General features: G+C 71.4%; 24 protein-coding genes and 1 riboswitch. Of the genes, 14 read left to right on the top strand and 10 right to left on the bottom strand.

The annotated features are described in order from the left end of the window. Positions 1-35 precede the first annotated feature (35 nt). Positions 36-1,448: a M1 family metallopeptidase gene (locus tag AB0912_RS10550; protein WP_366697825.1), complete on the top strand. Its 1,413-nt coding sequence runs from the start codon at positions 36-38 to the stop codon at positions 1,446-1,448. A 77-nt stretch (positions 1,449-1,525) separates the two neighbouring features. On the opposite strand, the gene AB0912_RS10555 is transcribed toward AB0912_RS10550, so the two are convergent. Continuing rightward, entirely contained in the window at positions 1,526-2,101 is a 576-nt protein-coding gene (locus AB0912_RS10555) for a TerD family protein (RefSeq protein WP_366697827.1), read from the bottom strand. A gap of 184 nt (positions 2,102-2,285) precedes the next feature. Between AB0912_RS10555 and arfB the strand changes: the two genes are divergently transcribed. Further along, entirely contained in the window at positions 2,286-2,714 is a 429-nt protein-coding gene (gene arfB, locus AB0912_RS10560) for an alternative ribosome rescue aminoacyl-tRNA hydrolase ArfB (protein WP_366697829.1), read from the top strand. Positions 2,715-2,776: 62 nt separating this feature from the next. Here arfB and AB0912_RS10565 read toward each other — a convergent pair whose 3' ends face one another. After that, the gene (locus AB0912_RS10565; RefSeq protein WP_366697831.1) at positions 2,777-3,286 is read right to left on the bottom strand and encodes a flavin reductase family protein; all 510 of its coding nucleotides are present in this window, start codon (positions 3,284-3,286) and stop codon (positions 2,777-2,779) included. Positions 3,287-3,754: 468 nt separating this feature from the next. On the opposite strand from AB0912_RS10565, the gene cdgB reads away from it, so the two are divergent. Both cdgB and AB0912_RS10575 read left to right on the top strand, forming a co-directional pair. Next, entirely contained in the window at positions 3,755-5,473 is a 1,719-nt protein-coding gene (cdgB, locus tag AB0912_RS10570) for a diguanylate cyclase CdgB (RefSeq protein WP_366697833.1), read from the top strand. A gap of 116 nt (positions 5,474-5,589) precedes the next feature. After that, on the top strand, positions 5,590-6,594 hold the full coding sequence (locus AB0912_RS10575) for a carbohydrate-binding protein (protein WP_366697835.1): 1,005 nt from the start codon (positions 5,590-5,592) through the stop codon (positions 6,592-6,594). A 60-nt stretch (positions 6,595-6,654) separates the two neighbouring features. Here AB0912_RS10575 and AB0912_RS10580 read toward each other — a convergent pair whose 3' ends face one another. The 3 genes from AB0912_RS10580 to AB0912_RS10590 all read right to left on the bottom strand — a co-directional run bounded on the left by AB0912_RS10580 (position 6,655) and on the right by AB0912_RS10590 (position 9,876). After that, complete coding sequence (locus AB0912_RS10580) at positions 6,655-7,584, bottom strand: 1-phosphofructokinase family hexose kinase (protein WP_366697837.1); 930 nt, start codon at positions 7,582-7,584, stop codon at positions 6,655-6,657. A 146-nt stretch (positions 7,585-7,730) separates the two neighbouring features. Then, positions 7,731-8,876, bottom strand: a complete 1,146-nt coding sequence (gene nagA / locus AB0912_RS10585) for an N-acetylglucosamine-6-phosphate deacetylase (protein WP_366697839.1) — start codon at positions 8,874-8,876, stop codon at positions 7,731-7,733. Positions 8,877-8,883: 7 nt separating this feature from the next. Further along, entirely contained in the window at positions 8,884-9,876 is a 993-nt protein-coding gene (locus AB0912_RS10590) for an ROK family protein (RefSeq protein ID WP_366697841.1), read from the bottom strand. 167 nt (positions 9,877-10,043) lie between these two features. Here AB0912_RS10590 and AB0912_RS10595 point away from each other — a divergent pair, with 167 nt between their 5' ends. From AB0912_RS10595 to otsB, 3 genes are all read left to right on the top strand, one after another. Further along, complete coding sequence (locus tag AB0912_RS10595) at positions 10,044-11,291, top strand: extracellular solute-binding protein (protein WP_366697912.1); 1,248 nt, start codon at positions 10,044-10,046, stop codon at positions 11,289-11,291. A 102-nt stretch (positions 11,292-11,393) separates the two neighbouring features. After that, the gene (locus AB0912_RS10600; RefSeq protein WP_366697843.1) at positions 11,394-11,621 is read left to right on the top strand and encodes a DUF3263 domain-containing protein; all 228 of its coding nucleotides are present in this window, start codon (positions 11,394-11,396) and stop codon (positions 11,619-11,621) included. 29 nt (positions 11,622-11,650) lie between these two features. Next, positions 11,651-12,508, top strand: a complete 858-nt coding sequence (gene otsB / locus AB0912_RS10605; protein WP_366697845.1) for a trehalose-phosphatase — start codon at positions 11,651-11,653, stop codon at positions 12,506-12,508. 136 nt (positions 12,509-12,644) lie between these two features. On the opposite strand, the gene AB0912_RS10610 is transcribed toward otsB, so the two are convergent. Both AB0912_RS10610 and AB0912_RS10615 read right to left on the bottom strand, forming a co-directional pair. Beyond that, positions 12,645-14,096: a trehalose-6-phosphate synthase gene (locus AB0912_RS10610; RefSeq protein WP_366697847.1), complete on the bottom strand. Its 1,452-nt coding sequence runs from the start codon at positions 14,094-14,096 to the stop codon at positions 12,645-12,647. 121 nt (positions 14,097-14,217) lie between these two features. Then, positions 14,218-15,162, bottom strand: a complete 945-nt coding sequence (locus AB0912_RS10615) for a glucosyl-3-phosphoglycerate synthase (RefSeq protein WP_366697849.1) — start codon at positions 15,160-15,162, stop codon at positions 14,218-14,220. 205 nt (positions 15,163-15,367) lie between these two features. Beyond that, positions 15,368-15,525: riboswitch (SAM riboswitch) on the top strand. 17 nt (positions 15,526-15,542) lie between these two features. Here AB0912_RS10615 and thrC point away from each other — a divergent pair. The 5 genes from thrC (at position 15,543) to AB0912_RS10640 (ending at position 21,136) form a co-directional block, all read left to right on the top strand. After that, positions 15,543-16,841, top strand: coding sequence for a threonine synthase (gene thrC, locus AB0912_RS10620; RefSeq protein WP_366697851.1), 1,299 nt, complete (start codon positions 15,543-15,545; stop codon positions 16,839-16,841). Then, the gene (locus AB0912_RS10625; protein WP_366697853.1) at positions 16,838-17,113 is read left to right on the top strand and encodes a MoaD/ThiS family protein; all 276 of its coding nucleotides are present in this window, start codon (positions 16,838-16,840) and stop codon (positions 17,111-17,113) included. Before thrC ends, AB0912_RS10625 begins: the two co-directional genes overlap by 4 nt. 456 nt (positions 17,114-17,569) lie before the next feature. Further along, on the top strand, positions 17,570-17,773 hold the full coding sequence (locus AB0912_RS10630) for a cold-shock protein (protein ID WP_005315736.1): 204 nt from the start codon (positions 17,570-17,572) through the stop codon (positions 17,771-17,773). A gap of 346 nt (positions 17,774-18,119) precedes the next feature. Next, positions 18,120-19,742, top strand: a complete 1,623-nt coding sequence (gene groL / locus AB0912_RS10635) for a chaperonin GroEL (protein ID WP_366697855.1) — start codon at positions 18,120-18,122, stop codon at positions 19,740-19,742. 272 nt (positions 19,743-20,014) lie between these two features. Then, positions 20,015-21,136, top strand: a complete 1,122-nt coding sequence (locus tag AB0912_RS10640) for an NADH:flavin oxidoreductase (protein ID WP_366697857.1) — start codon at positions 20,015-20,017, stop codon at positions 21,134-21,136. A 67-nt stretch (positions 21,137-21,203) separates the two neighbouring features. Here AB0912_RS10640 and AB0912_RS10645 read toward each other — a convergent pair whose 3' ends face one another. Beyond that, on the bottom strand, positions 21,204-21,470 hold the full coding sequence (locus tag AB0912_RS10645; RefSeq protein ID WP_366697859.1) for a DUF397 domain-containing protein: 267 nt from the start codon (positions 21,468-21,470) through the stop codon (positions 21,204-21,206). Beyond that, complete coding sequence (locus AB0912_RS10650) at positions 21,445-22,293, bottom strand: helix-turn-helix transcriptional regulator (protein ID WP_366697861.1); 849 nt, start codon at positions 22,291-22,293, stop codon at positions 21,445-21,447. Before AB0912_RS10650 ends, AB0912_RS10645 begins: the two co-directional genes overlap by 26 nt. Before the next feature lie 115 nt (positions 22,294-22,408). On the opposite strand from AB0912_RS10650, the gene AB0912_RS10655 reads away from it, so the two are divergent. After that, the gene (locus AB0912_RS10655; RefSeq protein WP_366697863.1) at positions 22,409-22,648 is read left to right on the top strand and encodes a hypothetical protein; all 240 of its coding nucleotides are present in this window, start codon (positions 22,409-22,411) and stop codon (positions 22,646-22,648) included. After that, positions 22,645-22,845 (top strand): hypothetical protein, encoded by a 201-nt coding sequence (locus AB0912_RS10660; protein ID WP_366697921.1) that lies wholly within the window; start codon positions 22,645-22,647, stop codon positions 22,843-22,845. Before AB0912_RS10655 ends, AB0912_RS10660 begins: the two co-directional genes overlap by 4 nt. Positions 22,846-22,876: 31 nt before the next feature. On the opposite strand, the gene AB0912_RS10665 is transcribed toward AB0912_RS10660, so the two are convergent. Continuing rightward, positions 22,877-23,464, bottom strand: coding sequence for a hypothetical protein (locus AB0912_RS10665; RefSeq protein WP_366697865.1), 588 nt, complete (start codon positions 23,462-23,464; stop codon positions 22,877-22,879). Positions 23,465-23,497 lie beyond the last annotated feature (33 nt).

The following is a 23,497-nucleotide window of genomic DNA, read 5'->3' on the forward strand; positions in this document are numbered from 1 at the left end:
GGCCACCCCCACCCCACCCCCCCTAAAATCCCGATGTGCCCCGACCCCGTAGCGCCACCCTCCCCCCGGCCATCTCCCTCGCCCTCGCCCTCGGACTGACCGCCTGCGGCGGCACCCCCGTGCACGGCACCCCCGGTGCGGCCGGAGTGCGCGACCCCTACTTCCCGAAGTCGGGCAACGGCGGCTACGACGTCACGCACTACGGACTGACCCTGTCCTACGACCCCAAGGACAAGCGGCTCAAGGGCACCGCCGACATCACCGCCAAGGCCGGCCAGGACCTCAGCGCCTTTCACCTGGACCTGCGGGGAATGGACGTCACGGGCATCACCGTGGAGGGCCACCGCGCCACCTGGAGCCGGGCCGGCCAGGAACTGACCGTCCGCCCGAGGAAGGACCTCGACAAGGGCCGTACGTTCCGCACGACCGTCCACTACTCCGGCACCCCGGAGACGATCACGGACCCCGACGGCTCGAAGGAGGGCTGGCTGCGCACCGCGGACGGTGCCCTCGCCCTCGGCGAACCGACCGGCTCGACGGCCTGGTTCCCCGGCAACCACCACCCCTCCGACAAGGCGTCCTACGACGTCCGCGTCACCGTCCCCGAGGGCCTTCAGGCCGTGTCCAACGGGGAGTTGAGGAGCGAGACGACCACGAAGGGCCGTACCACCTACGTCTGGCACACGGCCGAACCGATGGCGAGCTACGTCGCCACGCTCGCGATCGGCCACTACGACATCACCCGCTCCACGACGAAGAAGGGGCTCCCCGTCTACGTGGCCGTGGACCCCACCCAGGCGAAGGCGAGCAAGAAGGTGCTCGCGGGCATCCCCGGGATCATCGACTGGGAGGAGCGCACCTTCGGCCCGTACCCCTTCTCCTCCACCGGGGCGATCGTGGACCGCCCCGAGGACGCGGGCTACGCCCTGGAGACCCAGAACCGCCCCGTCTTCCCCGGCGCCCCCGACACCGGGACCCTCGTCCACGAACTGGCCCATGAGTGGTACGGCGACTCGGTCACCCCGAAGTCCTGGCGGGACATGTGGCTCAACGAGGGGTTCGCCACCTACGCGGAGTGGCTCTGGCAGGAGGACCACGGCGGCGACAGCGCCGACAAGATCTTCCACGCGCTCTACGAAGGCGACTACTACGAACCGGTCGACAACAGCGAGGTCTGGGCGTTCCCGCCCGCCACCCCGCCGGACGCCGCGCACATCTCGGACCCGCCCGTCTACTACCGGGGCGCGATGGTCCTGCACAAGATCCGCCAACTCGTCGGCGACAAGACCTTCTTCGCCATCCTCCGGGGCTGGGCGGCCACCCACCGACACCGGAACGCGGACACCGCCGACTTCACCGCCTACGCGGAGAATGCCGCCCCGGACAAGGACTTCACCGGGATCTGGACCGACTGGCTGCACGGCAAGGCCAAACCGGACCACCCCTGACCGCGCACGGGACGGCGGCACGGGTGGAACCCCCGGCCGGGGCCCCACCCGTCGTGCTCGCGCTCAGGTCACCGGGATCAGACGTTGACCCCGAAGTCCTGGGCGATGCCCACCAGGCCCGACGCGTAGCCCTGGCCCACCGCGCGGAACTTCCACTCCGCTCCGTTGCGGTACAGCTCGCCGAAGACCATCGCCGTCTCCGTCGCCGCGTCCTCGGAGAGGTCGTAGCGGGCGATCTCGGCGCCGCCCGCCTGGTTCACGATGCGGATGTACGCGTTGCGGACCTGGCCGAAGTTCTGCGAGCGGGTCTCCGCGTCGTAGATCGAGACCGGGAAGACGATCTTCTCGACGTCGGCGGGGAGGCCGGCCAGGTTGACGTTGATCGCCTCGTCGTCGCCCTCGCCCTCGCCCGTGCGGTTGTCGCCGGTGTGGACGATCGTCTGGTCCGGGGTCTGCTTGTTGTTGAAGAAGATGAAGTGGGCGTCCGAGTAGACCTTGCCCTGGGGGTTGACCGCGATGGCCGAGGCGTCGAGGTCGAAGTCGGTGCCCGTGGTCGTACGGACATCCCAGCCGAGGCCCACGGTGACGGCCGTCAGGCCCGGAGCTTCCTTGGTGAGCGAGACGTTGCCACCCTTGGACAGGCTTACAGCCATTGTTGGGAGTCCCTTCCCTCGTTGCGTACGGGCTTCGTACTGGGGACGAAGCTACCGTCACCCCTATGAACGCCAAGGGGGGTCCCCGAGGTTCCGGCTCTCTTTACTTTCTTTACCCGGTCCCGGCACCCGCGCCTGGTGAAAACGGGGTGACGCGGGCCCGCGGGCAGGCGACCATGGACACATGTCCGGTCCCTATGTCATCCGCGGCTCCGTCTCCCTGCCCGAGGCCGAGCTGATGTGGCGTTTCTCGCGCTCCGGCGGCCCGGGCGGGCAGCACGTGAACACCAGCGACACCCAGGTCGAGCTGCGGTTCGACCTCGCCAACACCGAGGCCCTGCCGCCCGTCTGGAAGGAGCGCGCCCTCGCCAGGCTGGCGGGGCGGCTCGTCGACGGGGTCGTCAGCGTCCGCGCCTCCGAGCACCGCTCCCAGTGGCGCAACCGCGAGAGCGCCGCCGTCCGGCTCGCCTCGCTGCTCGCCGAGGCCACCGCCCCGCCGCCCAAGCCGCGCCGCGCCACCCGCATCCCCCGGGGCATCAACGAACGGCGGCTGCGCGAGAAGAAGCAGCGCTCCGACACCAAGCGCGGTCGCACCGGCCGGGACTGGGGATAGCCACCCGCGCGCCCTCGGACGGGACGCCAGACGGGGCGTCAGGTGGCGCGTCAGGCGGCGCGTCAGGCCAGGTGGCGGTAGCGGCCCTTGAAGTACGTCAGCGGGCCGCCCTCCTCGCTCGGCACCCGCGCGGTCAGCACCCGGCCGATGACGAGCGTGTGGTCGCCCGCCGTCACCTGCTGCTCGGTGCGGCACTCCAGGGTCGCCAGCGAGCCCCCGACCAGCAGCGCCCCGGACGCCTCGCCGCGTACGTACGGGATGTCCTCGAAGAGCAGCCGGTCGCTGATGCGGCCCTTCATCGCGAAGCGGCCCGCGATGTGCCGCTGGCTCTCGGAGAGCACGGACACGCCCCACAGGGGCTGTTCGTCGAGCAGGTCGTCCATCCGGGAGCCCTCGCGCAGGCTGACCATGACGAGCGGCGGGTCCAGGGACACGGACAGGAAGGCCGTCGCGGTCATCCCAACGTCCTCGCCGCGCGGTCCGTCGGCGGACAGCGCGGGCTCGTACGCGGTCACCAGGACCACACCCGCGGCCAGCCGGGACATGGCGGCGCGGAACTCGTCGTTGCTCACCCCCTCAGCATGCACGGGCGCCCGCGCGGACGCGTGCGCGGAGGGGGCGGTCGGGGTGGCGGGGGGAGTCGTGAGCACGCCGGAAACGCTAGTCTCCGCTACCGGGACCGCACATCGGACCTCGGCCCGAACCAGGACCTAGGTCCGGCATCCGACCTTGGCCCGAACCAGGACCTAGGTCCGGGGACGTACCGGTACGCTCGGGCTTGCTCATCCGGCGGGCACAAGCGGCCACACGGTCTGCACACCAGACCGACAATGCGGTCGATAAACGCGCGCCGAAATGCAGAAACTCCACTCAATTGCTCATCTTCCGCTGTGACTTGAGTCACAGGAGCCATATTTTGTTGACCCTGTGTACCGGGTGGGCAGCGCGCTGTGATTCAGTGGCGGAGATGCGATACGGGAACAGCACCTAGTACGCCGAGAGAACCCTGGAGTTGCTGCGAGGTCTCGAGGGGAGGGCGAATGGAGACCGAGTCGGAGCCCTACGTCCGTCTTGCGACCCTGCGGCAGCTTCACCAGGTGATGGCGGACATGAACACCGCCCGCAGCCTGGCCGACACGCTGCAGACCGTCGCCGACGGCGTGGTCACCGGGCTCGGCTACGAGCTGGCCTGCGTCAACCTCGTACGCCCCGACGGCGACCTCGTCGTCGCCGCGCTCGCCGGCAACTCCGCCGCCGAGGCCCTCATCACCGGCCGCGTCGGCTCCCGCAGTTCCTGGGAGCGCCGGCTCACCATGGGCGAGAGCTGGGGCGACCTGCGGTTCATACCGCACACCGAGGGCTGGGTCCTCGACGAGGACGACGTGCCGCAGTGGTACACCGACGGCCCCGCGCCCCGCTTCGAGGACGAGTGGCACCCCTCCGACCGGCTCTTCGCCCCGATGTACACCCCGAGCGTGTCCGGCGGCGGACGCGGCGAGCTGATCGGCGTGCTGTCCGTGGACCGGCCGCGCAACGGGCGGCGGCCCGGCGCCTGGGGCCGTGAGGCACTCCAGATGTACGCCTTCCAGGCCGCCATCGCGATCAGCAACGCCCGGCTGCGCGCCAACATGCAGCGCGCCCTGGTCCGGCTGGAGCGCGAGCAGCAGGCCCTGCGCGCCAGCGAGGAGTCCTTCCGGCAGGCCTTCGAGTACGCGCCCTCCGGCATGGCGATCGCCGAGATGGGCGGCGACCAGCACGGCCGCATCCTGCGCACCAACGACGCCCTGTGCCGGCTGCTCGGCCGGCCCGCCTCCGCGATGCGCCGCTACTCCTTCTCCGACCTCGTGCACCCCGAGGACATCGGCACCCTGCTGCGCACCTCCGCCGAGGGCGGCCGGGCCGAACTGCGGCTCGGGCGCCGCGACGGCACCTACGTCTGGGTCCACCTGCGCAACTCGGTCGTCGCGGACGCCGCCGACGGCCCCCGCTTCCTGCTCACCCACGTCGAGGACATAGAGGAGCGCAAGCGGCGGGAACTCCAGCTCGCCCACCGCGCCTCGCACGACGCGCTGACCGGCCTGCCCAACTCGGCCGAGCTGCGCTCCCGGCTCAGCTCCCGGCTGTGCGCCCGCCCGCAGGCCCTGCCGCCCGGTCCGGTCGCCTCGCTGGACGCGGCGTACGGGCACGGGGACTTCGCGGAGCCGCAGGGCGCCGCCCAGGACGGCCACCCCGCCTTCGACGGGAGCGGACACGGGCACGGGAGCGGGAGCGGCTTCGACTTCCGCTCGGCGTCCGAGGCCTTCGACGCCTTCGACCACCACGTCCACACCATCGCCCCCGAGGGGGAGACGGACGACGGCACCAAGGGGCTCGCGGTGCTCTTCTGCGACCTCGACGGCTTCAAGTCGATCAACGACCGGTTCGGGCACAACGCGGGTGACGAGGTTCTCATCGAGGTCGCCCGCCGGCTCACCCACGCGGTCCGCGACGGAGACACGGTGGCCCGGCTCGGCGGCGACGAGTTCGTGGTGCTCGCCGACGGTCTCGGCCGGGCGGACGCCCAGGACCTCGCCGTCCGGCTGCGGAACGCGATCATCCCGCCCATCAGGGTCGACGGCCGCGCCGTGCGGGTCGGCGCCAGCTTCGGCATCGGGTGGGCACACTGCGGCATGACGGCGGACGAGGTGTTGAAATCCGCTGACGAACGGATGTACGTCGAGAAACGATCACGTCCGAAACAACACAGGCGCGCGGGATAACCCCAGGTCAGCGAGTCGGTGTGGGGAAGGCCCCCCGTTTGGCCCAGGGAGAGCGGGTAGGCTCGCCATTCATTCACGTACCGCATCCGCACCGCACCCGCTGAGGAGACCAAGGGATGACGCCCGGCAGCAACGGCGCGAGCACGCCCGAGGACGACGACCCGTTCGGCTACCTGTACGCCGACGGTCAGGCCAACGGAGCCACCCCGCCGTCCGGAGGAGGCGGTGGCTACGGCTACCCCGGATCGGTGAACCGGGTCCGGGCCGTCGGCGAGCGCCGGTACGGCCAGCAGCAGACCGCGCAGGGCGGCTACGGGCAGCAGACGGCGCCCACCGCCCCGTACGGCCAGGTGCCGCAGCAGCAGGGCTACAACCAGCCGCAGGGCTACAACCAGCCGAACGCGCACTACGCGGCCCCCGAGACCGTGCCGGGCGGTCCCGTCACCACGCGCTCGCCCATGCCGGGCCACGGTGACGACGGAGGCGGCGGGCGCGGGCGCGGCCCGAACACCAAGGGTCTGCTCATCGGCGCGATCGCGGTGGTCGCCGCCGTCGTGATCGGCATCGGCGTCGCCATGATCGGCAGCGGCGGGGACGACGACAAGAAGGACGACGCGGCACCGACCCCGACGGCCTCCCAGAGCGCCTCCCCGAGCGCGTCCGCGTCCAAGGGGGCGGACGACGCCATGGAGCCGAAGGAGATCGACGCCAAGGCGCTGAACCTCGGCGACGGGGTCAGCACCGCCTCCGACGTCGAGGGCGCCCAGTCCGACGGCGGGGTCTACGTGGCCGGCCTGAACAACCCGGGCGCCTCGGTCACCTGGACGGTCGACGACGTCCCCGGCGACGGCGTCTACACCCTCTTCGCCCGCTACAGCGTCCCCGGCGCCGACCAGTCGATGACGCTCACCGTCAACGGCAAGACCTTCGGCTCCAAACTGAGCATGAAGAACTACGCCAAGGCCGGCGAAGGCGACTTCGCCAAGGGCTGGACGAAGACGTACGCCTGGCCCAGCCTCAACAAGGGCACGAACACGATCACTCTCTCCTGCGGGGACGGCGACAGCTGCAACGTGCTGCTCGACCAGCTCTCGCTGAAGAAGGGCCAGGTCCGGCAGTAGTCCGGTGGCCCGTAACCCCGGCGGCCCGGTAGCCCGGTACCCCGGTGGCCGCGCCGGAGGTCAGGCCGCCGCGGCCTCCGCCGTGACCGTGACCTCGCCGAGCAGCCGCTCGTACAGCCCCCGGTCGAACTCGCCCGCCGTCGGCGCCGCGACCGTCGCCGCCGACAGGGCGACCGCGCGGGCCAGCCGGTCCGGCCAGGGCAGGTTCTCGACCAGGCCCGACAGCAGGCCCGCGACCGCCGAGTCGCCCGCCCCGGTCGGGTTGCCGTGAGCGCGCACGGGCGGCCGGGCCCGCCAGTGGCCGTCCGGGGTGTGCGCCAGCAGCCCGTCGGGGCCGAGCGAGGCGACCACCGCGTGCGCGCCGCGTCGGCGGGCGTTGCGGGTGGCCTGCAACGGCTCGTGGGAGCCGGTGAGTTCGGCCAGCTCGTCGGCGTTCGGCTTGACGATGTCGGGCCGGGCGGCGACCCCCCGGCGCAGCGGCTCGCCGCTGGTGTCGAGGAGCACCGGGACGGCCAGCGCCCGTGCGGCGCGCACGAGTTGGGCGTAGGCGCCGACCGGGACGCCCGGCGGCAGGCTGCCGCACAGGGCCACCGCCGAGGCGGAGCGCAGCAGCCGCTCGTACGTCTCCTGGAGGGCCGCCCACTCGGCGGGGGTGATCTCCGGTCCCGGTTCGTTGAGTTGGGTCGTGTCGCCGCTCGTCGCGTCGACCACGGCGATCGTGCGGCGGGTCGGTCCGGCGACCGGGACGAGCGCGTCCTCGACACCGGGCGTCCCGGCGAGCCGCTCGCGGACCTGGCGGCCGGTGGCGCCGCCGGTGAACCCGGTGACCGTCACCTCGTGGCCGAGGGCGGCGAGGACGCGGCCCACGTTCAGGCCCTTGCCGCCGGGGCGTTCGGTCACCTCGCTCACCCGGTGCGAGGCGTGCGGGCGCAGGGACCGTACGCGGTAGGTGATGTCGAGAGCGGTGTTCAGCGTGACCGTGAGGATCACCTGCGACGACCTCCCCCGTTGACGGTGTGGCACGGGCGCGCCGGCCGCGCGCCCGCCGGTGGTTTTCCGGAGGCACGATCATGCCAAACACCACGGCGGTCGGCCCAGTCCCCGGGCCGGCCGCCGTGTCACAACAAAGGGGCGAATCACCCCAGTTGGGGATCGACCACCCACGCACCGCCGCGCATCACGCCCTTGAGGGCGAAGTCCTCGTCGAGGACGACGAGGTCGGCGTCCTTGCCGGGCTCCAGGGAGCCCTTGCGGTCGTCCAGGCCCAGCAGCCGGGCCGGGTTGGCGGAGATGGCCTCCACGACGTCGCCGACCGGCAGCCGGTCGACGGTGACCGCGCGCTGGAAGGCGCGGTCGAGGGTGAGCGTCGACCCCGCGATCGAACCGCCCTCCACCAGCCGGGCCACGCCGTCGGCGACCTCGACCTCCAGCGGGCCGAGCATGTAGCGGCCGTCGCCGAAGCCGGCCGCGTCCATCGCGTCGGTGATGAACGCGACCCGGCCGGCGCCCGCGTGATGGAACGCCAGCTCCAGCGAGGCGGGGTGCAGATGGGTGCCGTCGTTGATCAGCTCGACGGTGACCCGCTCGTCCTCCAGGAGGGCGGCGATCGGGCCCGGGGAGCGGTGGCCGAGCGGGGGCATCGCGTTGAACAGGTGGGTCGCCACGGTCGCGCCCGCGTCGATGGCCGCCCGCGTCTGCTCGTAGGTGGCGTCGGTGTGGCCGATCGCCGCGATCACCCCGTGCTCGGCGAGCAGCCGTACGGAGTCGAGGCCGCCGGGCAGTTCGGTGGCGAGGGTGACCATCTTGGCGTGGCCGCGGGCCGCGTCGATCAGCTTGCGCACGTCGGCCGGGTCCGGGTCGCGCAGCAGTTCCTCGGAGTGCGCGCCCTTGCGGCAGGGCGAGATGAACGGGCCCTCGAAGTGGATGCCCGCGAGGTCGCCCTGCTCGGCCAGCTCGGAGAGCAGTCCGGCGCGCTGGGCGAGGCCGTCCATGTCGCCGGTCACGGTGGAGGCGACGATCGTGGTGGTGCCGTGCAGACGGTGGGTGCGCACGCCCTTCAGGACGTCCTCGACCGTGCCCGAGGTGAAGGACGCGCCGCCGCCGCCGTGGTTGTGGATGTCGACGAAGCCGGGGACCAGCCAGTGACCGGTCAGGTCGAGGACCTCGGCGTCCGCGGGAGCGCTCCCGCCGATGCGCGCGCCGTCCACGATGACGCGGCCGTCCGGCACGGTCCCGGTGGGCAGGACCACCCGGGCACCGGCGAGAACCTTGCTAGGAGCCATCAGGTGGTTACCTCCGGGGAGTCGTTGGCGTGGTGTTCAGCAGGTCCCGGGCGAGGAGCCCGGCACCGAGACAGCCGGCGGTGTCCCCGAGGGCGGCGGGGACGATGGCCGGCAGTTTCTGGAAGGTGACCCGGCGTTCCACCGCGGCGCGCAGCGGTGTGAACAAGGTTTCCCCGGCCTCGGCGAGTCCGCCACCGATGATCAGGGTCCGCGGGTCCAGCAGGGTGAGCGCGGTGACCAGGCCGTCGGCGAGCGCGTCGACGGCGTCCTGCCACACGGCGCGGGCGCGCGGGTCGCCGGACTCGACGGCCTTGGCGCAGTCCGCCGCGTCCGCCTCCGGGTCGCCGGAGGCCGCCGCCCAGGCCTGGCTGACGGCCGCGGCGGAGGCGTACCGCTCCAGACAGCCGTACTGGCCGCAGGGACAGGCGGTGCCGCCGGGGCGTACGACGATGTGGCCGATCTCCCCGGCGAAGCCGTGGGCGCCTTCCTCGACGCCGCCGTTGATGCCGATGGCGCCCGCTATGCCGGTGCCGAGCGGCACGAACAGGAAGCGGTCCGCGCCCTGGCCGGCGCCGATGCGGCCCTCCGCGAGCCCGCCGGTGCGCACGTCGTGCCCGAGGGCTACGGGGACGCCGCCGAGGCGTTCGCCGAGCAGCCGGCGCAGCGGGACGTCGCGCCAGCCGAGGTTGGCGGCGTAGACGGCGACGCCGTGTTCGGCGTCGACGATGCCGGGGACGGCGACGCCGGCGGCGACGGCGCTCTCGCCGAAGTGCTTCTCGCCGTGGGCGCGCAGTTCGGCGGCGAAGTCGAGGATGTCGCCGACGACGGCCTCGGGCCCGCGCTCGCGGCGGGTGGCCCGGCGGGCCTGGTGCAGCAGCACGGGGTGCTCGGGGGCCCGCGGCGGCGCGTCGCGGGGGCCGGCCGCGGGCTCGTCGTCGACCCCGACGAGGGCCGCCTTCATCCCGGTGCCGCCCACATCGAGGGCGATGACGTGTCTCACGGGGGACAGTGTCGCCCCTTACCCCAGGAGAGGTCTAGTCCACTCACGTGGTGTAGACCTTGTATCCGCATTCCGAGACGGATGCAACGGACGCAGAAGCAAAGAAGAAGCCGATACGGCTCAGGGGCTGGGGAGAGCAAGCGGTGCAGCGGCGCAGTACGACGGGAATGATCGCGGCCGTCTCGGCCCTCGGCATGACGGCGGCCCTCGCGGGCTGCGGCGGGCCGGGCGGTTCCTCGGACGTCACCCTCAGACTCGTGGCCGCCGACTACGGCGACTCCAAGGCCACCTCCTCGCAGCGGTACTGGGAGTCGGTCGTCAAGGACTACGAGTCCCGCCACCCGGGGACCAAGGTCGAGGTCAGCGTCTATCCGTGGACCGACGTCGACCGCAGGGTCAAGGAGATGGTCGCCGCCGGGCACGCCCCGGACATGGCGCAGATCGGCGCGTACGCCGACTACGCGGCGAAGGGCCAGCTCTACAAGGTGGACGACCTGCTCTCCATACCCGTGCAGGCCAACTTCGTCTCCCAGCTCACCGACGCCGGGCAGATGAACCAGACGCAGTACGGGATGCCGTTCGCCTCGTCCACGCGGCTGCTCTTCTTCAACAAGACCCTCTTCTCCGAGGCCGGGATCACCCCGCCGGCGACCTGGGACGAGCTGGCCTCCGACGCGCGGGCGCTCAAGGCCAAGGGCGTGAAGTTCCCCTACGCGCTGCCGCTGGGGCCCGAGGAGGCTCAGGCGGAGACGATGCAGTGGCTGCTGAGCGGCGGCAGCACGGGGTACACCGACGACGTCGGTACGTACTCCATCGACTCCGCGCAGAACGTCCACACGTTCTCCTGGATCAAGGACGAACTGGTCGGCAAGGGGCTCACCGGACCCGTCGCACCTGCCAAGCTGAACCGGGCCGCCGCGTTCGCCGCGTTCACTCGCGGTGAGGTCGGGATGCTGGTCGGGCATCCCACGCTGATGCAGCAGGCCGCGAGCAAGGGGGTGAAGTTCGGGATGGTGCCGATGCCCGGGGTCGACGGGCGGACGAAGTCCACCATGGGTGTCGCCGACTGGATGATGGCCTTCAAGAAGAACGGCCACGGAGAGCAGGTCGGTGACTTCCTCGACTTCGTCTACCAGGACAAGAACGTCCTGGACTTCTCCCACCGCTACAACCTGCTGCCCGTCACCGCGTCGGCGTCGGACGCGATGGCCTCCGACAAGGGGGACAAGGACCTGGAACCCTTCCTGGCCCAGCTCCCGTCCTCGCAGCTCTACCCCGTGGGCAAGACCTCGTGGGCCGGCGTGAGCGCCGACATCAAGCGCCAGATAGCCAAGGCCGTCGCCCCGACCGCCGACCCGGCGGAGATCCTGGGCTCCCTCCAGACAAAGGCCACCCTGGCCGACAGCCAGTCCTGACCTCCGGCACCGTCCCACTTCCCGGCCGCCGGCCGGTGGGAGCTGACCGCGTGGTTCGCCGCGCCCCTGGACCGCCTCCGGCGGGGCGGTAGGTTGCTGGGTATGGATGAGTTGCCGGTGCGGGAGCGGCGGGTGTTGGCGTTGGAGCGGCGGGGGTTTTCCGGGCCCGGGGCCAAGGAGCGGGCCATTCGGGAGGAGCTGGGGCTGGTGCCCGTGCGGTACTACCAGCTCCTCAACGCCCTGCTCGACGACCCGCGGGCCCTCGCCCACGACCCGGTCACCGTGAACCGGCTGCGGCGGGTCCGGGAGGCCCGTCGGTCGGAGCGCTGAGTGGCCGGGGGGCCGGATAGGGTCGGGGCATGGGTAGTCATGGCGAGACCACGGAACCTCTGCCGACGCCGGTGACCGCCGCCGGGCGGGACGGGCTCGACGCGATCCTCTCCCGGCCCGGCCGCGCTGTCGTCGCACTCGACTTCGACGGGACGCTCGCTCCCATCGTCCCCGACCCCGACATGGCCCGCGCCCACCCCGACGCGGTCCCCGCCCTCGCGGCCCTCGCCCCGAAGGTCGCCTCCGTCGCCGTGATCACCGGCCGGCCCCCGGGCGTCGCCGTCCGCAACGGCGGCTTCGCCGGTGTCCCCGGCCTGGAGCACCTGGTCGTCCTCGGCCACTACGGCGCCGAGCGCTGGGACGCGGTCAGCGGTGACGTCACCGCCCCCGCCCCGCACCCCGGCGTCGCCGCCGTCCGCGCCGAACTGCCCGGTTTCCTGGACGGGATCGGCGCCTGGCGGGGCACCTGGATCGAGGAGAAGGGCCGCGCCCTCGCCGTCCACACCCGCCGCGCCGAGGACCCGGAGGCCGCCTTCGAGGCGCTGCGCGAACCCCTCGCCGGTCTCGCCGCCCGGCACGGACTGATCGTCGAGCCCGGCCGGATGGTCCTGGAGCTGCGCCCGCCGGGCGTGGACAAGGGTGTCGCGCTGCTCGACCACGTCCGCGAGACCGGCGCCGAGGCCGTCCTCTACGCTGGTGACGACCTGGGCGACCTGCCCGCCTTCGGCGCCGTCGACAAGCTCCGCTCCGAAGGGGTCCCCGGGCTCCTGGTGTGCAGCGGCACCCCCGAGGTCGGTGAACTCGCCGAGCGCGCCGACCTGGTGGTGGACGGCCCCGCCGGAGTCGTCCACCTCCTCGCCGCCCTCGCGCAGCGGCTGGACCCCTAGGACCACCGGGACCCCTAGGACCACTGGGACCCCTAGGACCGCGCGGCCGCAACAGACGCCTTGTTGGACGGGCCGCCCGGCCGGACGGCCCCCTCGCGCCGCCGGACGGCTCCCCTCAGGCCGCCGGAGGCCCCCCTCACGCCTCCAGCGCGTGCAACTGGTCCAGGAACCACTGGGCCGGGGGCAGCGCGGTGGCCGCCGCGGACAGGCGCTTGGTGCGCTCCGCCCGCTCGCCCGGCTGCATGGACAGCGCCTCGTGCAGCGCCCGCGCGGTGCCGATGACGTCGTACGGGTTCACCGCGACCGCGTCCTCGCCCAGCTCCTCGTAGGCCCCCGCCTCCCGGGACAGGACCAGCGCGCAGCCCTCGTCGGAGACGACGGGGACCTCCTTGGCGACCAGGTTCATGCCGTCCCGGATGGGGTTGACGAGGGCGACGTCGGCCAGCCGGTACGCGGCCAGCGAGCGCGCGAAGTCGTCCTTGACGTGCAGCACCACCGGGGTCCAACCGGGCGTCCCGTACGCGGAGTTGATCTCGTCGGCGACGCGCTGCACCTCGGCCGTGTAGTCCCGGTAGACCGCCAGGTCCTGCCGGGAGGGGTAGGCGAAGGCGACGTGGACGACGCGCTCGCGCCACTCGGGGTGGTCGTCGAGGAGCTGCCGGTAGGCCAGCATGCCGCGCACGATGTTCTTCGACAGCTCGGTCCGGTCGACCCGCACGATCGTCCGGCGCCCCTCGCCGATCTCCTCGCGCAGCGCGGTGATCCGCTCCTCGACGTCGTCCTCGTGCGAGCGGGCGCGCAGGAACTCGGCGTCCGCGCCGAGCCCGTGCACCCCGACGAGGGTCCGCCGGGGCGGCGCCCCGTCCAGGTGCTCGACCGCCCGGGACGGCTGCTCCGCCGGGGTCACCCGGTAGCGGGCGGGGTCGATCTCGGCCGCGCAGTCCAGGAAGGCCGTCGCCCAGCGCCAGGTCAGGAAGGCCAGCCGGTCCGCGCCGAGCATGCCGTCGAGCAGTTCCGCGCGGATGTCGTCGGGCAGCATCCGGAAGTAGTCCACCGGCGCCCACGGGGTGTGCGAGAAGTGCCCGACACGCAGGTCGGGCCGGAGCGCCCGGAGCAGGCCGGGCACCAGACACAGGTGGTAGTCCTGCACCAGCACCGAGGCGCCCTCGGCGGCCTCCTCGGCCAGCGCCTCGGCGAAGGCCTGGTTGTAGGCGCGGTAGGCGTCCCACTGGCGCCGGAACTCCGCGTCGAAGACCGGCTCCAGCGGTGTCTGGTACAGCATGTGGTGGACGAACCACAGGACCGAGTTGGCGATGCCGTTGTACGCGTCGGCGTGCACCCGGGCGTCGATGTCCAGCATCCGCACGCCGTCCTCGCCGACCCCGCGCCGCACGGCCTCCCGGTCGCCGTCCCCGAGGGCCGCGCACACCCACAGGGCGTCCGCGTCCGGACCGATCGCCGAGAGCCCGGAGACGAGTCCGCCGCCGCCGCGCCTGGCCTGGAGCGAGCCGTCGTCCTGGGTCTGGTAGGTGATCGGACCGCGGTTGGACGCGACGAGAATCCGGTGAGCACCGTGCGTGGAAGCCATGCCTCGAAATCTAGCCCCGACTCGAAACGCTCAAACGTTCCCGTCGGCCGGACGCGAGCGGCCCGTCGGCCGGACGCGAGCGGCCCGCCGGCCGGACCCGGGGGCCGGCCGGCGGACCCGGTCAGGCCGCTTTCCGCTGCTGGTACTCGGCGATTTCGGACATGGGGGGCCTTTCCTCCGTGTCCACCGAGTACGTGCGCGGCTCGAAACCGTCCCGGGTGCGCTCGAACTGGGTCAGGGACGGCCGGATCAGGTGGCCGCGGGCCAGCCGCAACTGCGCGGTGCGGTAGATCGCGGCGGCCATCCGGCCGAGCGCCTGGCCGTCCTGGTGGCGGTGCTTGCGCACCCCGACGTCGACCTGGGCGAGGGCGTCCAGGCCCACCAGGTGCAGGGCGTCCACCAGCATGCCCAGCTCGACGCCGTACCCGACCGGGAAGGGCAGCCGCTCCAGCAGGGAGCGGCGGGCGGCGTACTCCCCGCCGAGCGGCTGGACGAAGCCGGCGAGCTGCGGCCAGTGCATGTTCAGCAGCGGGCGGGCCATCAGCTCGGTGACCCGGCCGCCCTGTCCGGCGGCGCCGCCCAGCGGACGGTCGTACATCGCCTTGACGAGATCGACACCGGGGTCGGTGAGCAGCGGGCCCACGATCCCGAGGACGAAGTCGGAGGAGAACTCCTTGAGGTCCGCGTCGATGAAACAGACGATGTCGCCGCTCGTCACGAGCAGCGACCGCCACAGCACCTCGCCCTTGCCGGGCACGGCCGGCAGGCCGGGCAGGATGTCGTCGCGGTGCACGACCCGCGCGCCCGCGGCGGCGGCGACCTCGGAGGTGCGGTCGGTGGAGCCGGAGTCGACGACGACGATCTCGTCGACGAGCGGCACCTGGCGCATCAGGTCGTGGCGGATGATCGCGACGATCTCGCCGACGGTCTCCTCCTCGTTGAGCGCGGGCAGCACGACGCTGACCGTCGACCCGGAGGCCCGTTTCGCGGACATGATCTTGTGGAGCGGGCGGTCGGTCAGGGACCAGGAGCGTGTGCTCAGCCAGCGGTCGACTTCATTCAGCACGGTCTGCGGCTCCTCACTGTCTGATCACACGCTCTCATCAGCGTGCCCGCTGCGGCCAGCGGCTGATCGCTTGCCGTCGTCTCGCGGTTCGGACGACTGCTTCAACTGTCCTGGCCTTCGGTTACAGTCTTGAACAACGCGGATGACCATCGCATGTCCTGGATCATCGGCACGTAATATGTTCAACAGTTCAACAACCGAATACCGCTCATCCAGAGGGGCAGAGGGATACGGCCCGATGAAGCCCCGGCAACCCTCCAGCCGGTCTCGTACCGATCGCCAGACGATCGCGTCGCGAGGCTCCCGGCTAGGGAAGGTGCCAAATCCGTCTCACGGCGAAGTGCGTCGTGAGGAAGATGAGGAGAAAGGGCCTCGCCTCCATGGCTGCGCAGACAGTTGCAAGCACCACGAACTCCGCCGAAGCGGTCGATCTCGGCCCGGCCGCGGCGCTTTCCTGCCGCGAGTGCGGACACCGCGTCCCGCTCGGTCCGGTCTTCGCCTGCGAGGAGTGTTTCGGCCCGCTGGAGATCGCCTACGACTTCTCGGCCTACGAAACCGAAGAACTCCGCAAGCGCATCGAAGCGGGCCCCGCGAACATCTGGCGCTACGCGCCGCTGCTCCCCGTCCCCGCCGACGTGGCGGACAAGCCGAACATCAACCCCGGCTGGACCAAGCTCGTGCGGGCCGACAACCTGGCCCGCGAACTCGGCGTCGACGCCGGCAAGCTCTTCGTCAAGGACGACTCCGGGAACCCGACGCACTCCTTCAAGGACCGTGTCGTCGCCCAGGCCATCGAGGCGGCCCGCGTCTTCGGCTTCACCACCCTCTCCTGCTCCTCCACCGGCAACCTGGCCGGCGCGGTGGGCGCCGCCGCGGCCCGCGCCGGCTTCCGCTCCTGCGTGTTCATCCCGCACGACCTGGAGCAGGGCAAGGTCGTCATGGCCGCGGTCTACGGCGGCGAGCTGGTCGGCATCGAGGGCAACTACGACGACGTGAACCGCTTCTGCTCCGAGCTGATCGGCGACCCGGCCGGCGAGGGCTGGGGCTTCGTCAACGTCAACCTGCGCCCGTACTACGCCGAGGGCTCCAAGACGCTCGCCTACGAGATCTGCGAGCAGCTCGGCTGGGAGCTGCCGGACCAGCTCGTCGTGCCGATCGCCTCCGGCTCCCAGCTCACGAAGATCGACAAGGGCCTCCAGGAGCTGATCAAGCTCGGCCTGGTCGAGGACAAGCCCTACAAGATCTTCGGGGCCCAGGCCGAGGGCTGCTCCCCGGTCTCGGTCGCCTACAAGGCCGGGCACGACGTGGTCCGGCCGCAGAAGCCCGACACCATCGCCAAGTCGCTCGCCATCGGCAACCCCGCCGACGGCCCCTACGTGCTCGACATCGCCCGGCGCACCGGCGGCGCCGTGGAGGACGTGAACGACGCGCAGATCGTCGACGCGATCAAGCTGCTCGCCCGCACCGAGGGCATCTTCGCGGAGACCGCGGGCGGGGTGACCGTCGGCGTCACCCGCAAGCTGATCGAGAGCGGTCTGCTCGACCCGTCGCTGACCACCGTCGTGCTCAACACCGGCGACGGCCTGAAGACCCTGGACGCGGTGGCCTCGGACACCGGCCTGACCGCGACCATCCGCCCGAACCTCGACTCCTTCCGAGAGGCTGGCCTCGCATCATGAGCGTCAACGTCCGCATCCCCACCATCCTGCGCACCTACACCGGGGGCGCCGCCGAGGTGACGGCCGAGGGCACCACCCTCGCCGAGGTCATCGCCGACCTGGAGAAGAACCACACGGGCATCAGCGCGCGCGTCCTGGACGACGAGGGCAAGCTGCGCCGCTTCGTGAACGTGTACGTGAACGACGACGACGTGCGCTTCGAGCAGGGCCTCCAGACCGCCACGCCGGACGGCGTGGGCGTCTCGATCATTCCGGCCGTCGCCGGAGGCTGAGCAATCCCGGGGATTGTTACCCCCGGTAATTCCGAACACGAAGAGTTCATGAAATCGCCCCCTCCGTGAGAGAAGCGGAGGGGGCAATTCCATGGGGTTGACCGGGGTAGGGTTGGGGAAGCCGCCCCGTTCTGGATGTTGGTTTCATGCCGGACGCATATGAGTCCTCGCCCGGCAGCCGACAAGAAGCAGCCAATGTACCCGGCCTATTTGAGCCGTTTATGGCATTTACGGGGCCCGACTTGCCCTGGATCATCGCGAGTTCTCCCTATACCGGTGATCAGCCATGCCCAGAATTCTCGTCCGATTGACCTGTTGCAGACGGCAGTTGGACAGATACATTCAGCCGCGGTCGACGCGTTCCGGCGCACACCCCCAACCCGTTGGGGGGTGGAGGTCTGACCCGGATCCGCGAAGTGCGGGTCTGTGCAAGGGCCAGTAATAGGGGAGTTAGGCATGGCTCAGGGCACCGTCAAGTGGTTCAACGCGGAGAAGGGGTACGGCTTCATCGCGGTCGACGGTGGTGCGGACGTCTTCGTGCACTACAGCGCGATTCAGATGGACGGCTACCGCACCCTTGAAGAGGGTCAGCGAGTGGAGTTCGAGATCTCGCAGGGCCAGAAGGGTCCGCAGGCGGACATGGTCAAACTCGCCGTCTGATCGGGCGCGAACGACCACCGACGCATTACGGGCGAGGGGCCCGCATCCCACCAGGGATGCGGGCCCCTCGTGCGTCGCCGCCCACCGTCCTTCCTCACGCGCGCGCGGGCGCGCGACCCCGTAGGAGGCCTCCGCGGGGGGCCTCTTCGCGAGCGCACCTTGCACTCGACGGGGTCGAGTGCTAATCATTGGCGTTAGCACTCTCCGAGTGAGAGTGACAGAACTTGGATCGGGCCAGCGAGGTCCGCAGGCCGGTGGGGCAAGGAACCACAGGGCATGCAGGCCGTCCGTCGCGGGCGCGGGCGCGATCCGGAGCAATCCACCCCGTCCGGGAGGACCACTTCACATGGCCAAGATCATCGCGTTCGACGAGGAGGCACGGCGCGGTCTCGAGCGCGGGATGAACCAGCTCGCCGACGCCGTCAAGGTCACCCTTGGCCCCAAGGGCCGCAACGTCGTCCTCGAGAAGAAGTGGGGCGCGCCCACGATCACCAACGATGGTGTTTCCATCGCCAAGGAGATCGAGCTCGAGGACCCGTACGAGAAGATCGGCGCCGAGCTGGTCAAGGAAGTCGCCAAGAAGACGGACGACGTCGCCGGTGACGGTACGACCACCGCGACCGTCCTGGCCCAGGCGCTCGTCCGCGAGGGCCTGCGCAACGTCGCCGCCGGCGCCAACCCGATGGCCCTCAAGCGTGGCATCGAGAAGGCCGTCGAGGCCGTCTCCGGTGCCCTCCTGGAGCAGGCCAAGGATGTCGAGACCAAGGAGCAGATCGCTTCCACGGCCTCCATCTCCGCCGCCGACACCCAGATCGGCGAGCTGATCGCCGAGGCGATGGACAAGGTCGGCAAGGAAGGCGTCATCACCGTCGAGGAGTCCCAGACCTTCGGTCTGGAGCTGGAGCTCACCGAGGGTATGCGCTTCGACAAGGGCTACATCTCGGCGTACTTCGCCACCGACATGGAGCGTATGGAGGCCGTCCTCGACGACCCGTACATCCTCATCGCGAACTCCAAGATCGCGAACGTCAAGGACCTGCTCCCGCTCCTGGAGAAGGTCATGCAGGGCGGCAAGCCGCTGCTGATCATCGCCGAGGACGTCGAGGGCGAGGCCCTGTCGACCCTGGTCGTCAACAAGATCCGTGGCACCTTCAAGTCCGTCGCCGTCAAGGCCCCGGGCTTCGGTGACCGCCGCAAGGCCATGCTCGGCGACATCGCCATCCTCACGGGCGGCGAGGTCATCTCCGAGGAGGTCGGCCTGAAGCTGGAGAACGCGGGTCTGGACCTGCTGGGCCGTGCCCGCAAGGTCGTCATCACCAAGGACGAGACCACGATCGTCGACGGCGCCGGCTCCGCCGACCAGGTCGCCGGCCGGGTCAACCAGATCCGCGCCGAGATCGAGAACTCGGACTCGGACTACGACCGCGAGAAGCTCCAGGAGCGTCTGGCGAAGCTGGCCGGCGGCGTGGCCGTCATCAAGGCCGGTGCCGCCACCGAGGTCGAGCTGAAGGAGCGCAAGCACCGCATCGAGGACGCCGTGCGCAACGCGAAGGCGGCCGTCGAGGAGGGCATCGTCGCCGGTGGTGGCGTGGCCCTGCTGCAGGCCTCCTCGGTCTTCGAGAAGCTGGAGCTGTCGGGTGACGAGGCGACCGGCGCCAACGCCGTGAAGCTCGCCCTGGAGGCCCCGCTCAAGCAGATCGCCGTCAACGGTGGTCTCGAAGGCGGCGTCATCGTCGAGAAGGTGCGCAACCTTCCCGTCGGCCACGGCCTGAACGCCGCGACCGGTGAGTACGTCGACATGATCGCCGAGGGCATCATCGACCCGGCGAAGGTCACGCGTTCCGCTCTGCAGAACGCCGCGTCCATCGCCGCGCTGTTCCTCACCACCGAGGCCGTCATCGCCGACAAGCCGGAGAAGGCCGCCGCGGCCGCTCCGGGCGGCATGCCGGGCGGTGACATGGACTTCTGATCGGCCCCGGTCGATCACCGTCCTGACGTTCCGAGGGCGGCACCTCCCGCGAGGGGGGTGCCGCCCTCGGGCGTTCCCGGAAGCGGGCGGGCCGCCGCCCCGCCGGGCGTGGCCCGGATCACAGCGGACGGTCCCCGCGCGTCGGGAATGCGGTGCCGCGCCCACCGGTTGACGCTTCCGGGCAGTCGATGCATGTGCACATACCGCATGGAATCCGGCCGCCGAGCGCTTCCCCGACCGCCCTACCGACCAGCTTCCCGAGGAGCCCCCACATGACCGCAGACGCCGCGTCCCGCGCCGCCGACATCCTCGCCCGTCCCGTGTCCCTGAACGGTCTGACCGTCCCGAACCGGATCGCGATGGCCCCGATGACCCGGCAGTTCTCGCCGGGCGGCGTACCGGGCGAGGACGTCGTCGGGTACTACGCGCGGCGCGCCGCCGCGGGCGTCGGCCTCATCGTCACCGAGGGCACCTACGTCGGCCACGACTCGGCGGGGCAGAGCGACCGCGTGCCGCGCTTCCACGGCGAGGACCAGCTCGCCGGCTGGGCCAAGGTCGCCGAGGCCGTGCACGCGGCCGGCGGCACGATCGTCCCGCAGCTCTGGCACGTCGGCATGGTCCGCAAGGCCGGTGAGCCGCCCTTCGCGGACGCCCCGGCCGTCGGCCCCTCCGGCATCGCCTCCGAGGGCGCCGAGGTCACCGGCAAGGCCATGACCCAGCAGGACCTCGACGACGTCATCGAGGCGTTCGCCAAGGCCGCCGCCGAGGCCGAGCGCATCGGCTTCGACGGTGTCGAACTGCACGGCGCGCACGGTTATCTGCTCGACCAGTTCCTCTGGGCCGGCACCAACCGCCGCACCGACGCCTACGGCGGTGACGCGGTCGCCCGCACCAAGTTCTCCGCCGAGATCGTCGCCGCCGTCCGCGCGGCCGTCTCGCCCGAGTTCCCCGTCCTCTTCCGCTACTCCCAGTGGAAGCAGCAGGCCTACGACGCCCGTCTCGCCGAGACGCCGGAGGAGCTGGAGGCGATCCTCGCGCCGCTCGCCGCCGCCGGGGTGGACGCCTTCCACGCCTCCACGCGCCGCTACTGGGTCCCCGAGTTCGACGGTTCCGACCTCAACCTCGCGGGCTGGACCAAGAAGATCACCGGCAAGCCCGCCATCAGCGTCGGCTCGGTGGGCCTCGACGGGGAGTTCCTCAAGGCGTTCCAGGGCGAGGGCTCGTCGGTGCGGGGTATCGACGACCTCCTCGACCGGCTGGAGCGCGACGAGTTCGACCTCGTCGCGATCGGCCGCGCACTGCTCCAGGACCCGGAGTGGGCCGCGAAGGTCCTGGCGGGCCGCTTCGACGAGCTGAAGCCGTATGACGCGGCGGCGCTGCGTACGCTGAGCTGACCGGGCGTGCGGCGAGGGGCGGTGCCCGCATGACGCGGGCCCGCCCCTCGATGTCGTCCCGCGCCGGTCAGCTGTCGCCGCCGACGTGCCCGACGAACGCGGCCCACGCGGAGGCGCCGAAGGCGATAACGGGGCCGAGCTTCTTGGAGTCCCGCACGGGGACGAGGGTGGGGTCGCCGTCGGCAACTTCCAGGCAGTCGCCGCCATCACCGGCGCTGTAGGTCGACTTGCGCCAGCGAGCGACCTCCAGGCAGTTGCCGCCGTCGCCGCCGCTGTAGCTGGACTTGTACCAAGCTGCGGCGTTCAGATCATGCTCGTGGGCGTTGTTCTCCATGCTCGTAATCCTCCGCCACGGATTCGATCAGAGCCAGCGAATCCTGGAGGGAAAGCGCCGAAGCCTGGAGGAGGTTGAACGTGAGGGCATGGCGGGCGACAGTTGCCGGGTCGTCCAGCAGCTTGCCCATGTTCGGCCCATCCACGAAGGACAGCGGCGGCGCGTCCTCGAACTCCATGAGTTTCAGGGAGCCGTGCATCGACGCGTGAGCCCCGGCCCTGAACGGCAGTACTTGCACGATGATCCGGTGCACCCGTGCCAGGGCTGCCAGGTGTTGGAGAGCCTTCGCCATCACCAGGCCCCCACCCACCCTGCGCCGGAGGACAGCCTCGTCCAGAACCGTCCACAACAGCGGAGTTGTTGGATCGTCAATCAGACGTGCTCGCTCCAGTCGAGCGGCCACCAGCGAGGCGATCTCGGTGTCGGGCGCTGTAGGCGCGTACGCGCGGAAGACCGCCTCGGCGTATTGCTCGGTCTGCAACAGCCCCGGAATCAGGAGCGTTGAGTACTCCCTGATCCCCGATGCGATCGCCTCCGCCTCCGCCGCCTCCGCGAAGTGGTCCGGGTACTTGGACCTGGCCAGCGCCCGGCAGTTGCGCTCGAAGAACCCGTCCGTTTTGAGGATCTGGTCTATCTGGACCGCGTATTCGAGGTGCAGCCTGCGCGTCCCGGCCTCCAGCTGGCCGATGAACGAACCGCTCACGAAAAGGGGCTCGCCCAGCTCGGTCTGGGAGAGCCCCGCCTTCTCGCGGGCGTGCCGCAACTCCGCTCCGATCATCGCGCGGGGTGAGGAGGAGGGGTCGAGGTCCTTCGGGCCGGGCATGGCAACTCCCTGTCACACAGGCACGGTTGTTGAGACGCCGTCTCTGGCCAGGTTAGAGCCCTGACGGCCACGCTGGGTGGTGAAAGCGAACACTCAGCGTGGAGGGATGGGTCCGATGAAGATGACGCCGGGTACACGGGTGCGGCCGACGGAGGAGATCGTCGCGGAGCTGAAGGCGGCGCTGACCGGCGTCGGCGTGGTGCTGCCGTCGCTGCGGGTCGACCCGGTGACCGGGGCGAGCGACGAGCCCTTCGCCCTGGTCGCGCTCGGCCGCTGCAACGTCGGCACGGCGCAGAAGCTCACCGCGGTGCTGCGGGAGTGCGCCGCCGCCCGGGGCGAGGGCGAGGGCGCGTGAGGGAGGAGTACGCGATCGACGTCCGCGACGGGCGGCTCGGCCAGATCATGGGCCGGGAGGGCGGCCGGGTCCAACTGCGTCCGCCGGGCGGTGGCCGCGAGTGGGACTGTCCGCCGGAGGCCCTGGGCGAGCCGACCCCCGGGGACGTGTTACGCGCCCGGGTGCGGCGGCTCAACGCGGAGGCCCGGCTGCCGTAGAGCCGTGGGAAAGCCGCAGTGGCGGCGGGTCCTACAGGTTGCCCATCGGCTCGATGTCGACCTTCACCGGCGTGCCCCAGATGCGGAGCACCTCGTAGTCGGTGAACTCGTGCACGAGCCGGTAGGCCATCCCGGGCCGGGGTGTGCGGCGCTCGGCGGCGAGATAGCGCTCGGCCTCGTGCCGGTCGCGGCGCGGGGTGCCGCACAGGTGCCACTCCTGGCCCGTCCACACCTCGGGGAGCCACCGCTGCTGCGGCTGGGGCCGGTCGCCGCGCACCCCGTACCGGGACATCGAGCGGTCGGGCAGCTCGTCCGGGGCGGGCGTCCGGCCGCGGGTGTACGCGTCGTGGACCTCGGTGCGGCGGGCGGCGCGGCGGCGGGTCTCGCAGAGCAGGCAGCGGTCGGGGGCGCTCTCGTCCACCGGCCCGTTCGGATGCTCGGCGCAGCGGGTGGTCGGCGCCGCCGTCGTGACCGTCTCCTCCAGCAGGTCCAGGGCCCGCTTCAGGTCCGCCTTGACCTCGTGCAGCCGGGCGTCGGGGGTGTCGGCGGTCAGGGCGTCGCCATGCTCGCCGAGCACCCGCAGGGCCCGGCCGAGGGCGGTGAGCTGAGCGTGGTTCATGCCCCCAGCGTCGCACGCGCCACCGACAGCGCG

It is taken from the genome of Streptomyces sp. NPDC007084, assembly GCF_040703595.1.
Lineage (GTDB): Bacteria > Actinomycetota > Actinomycetes > Streptomycetales > Streptomycetaceae > Streptomyces.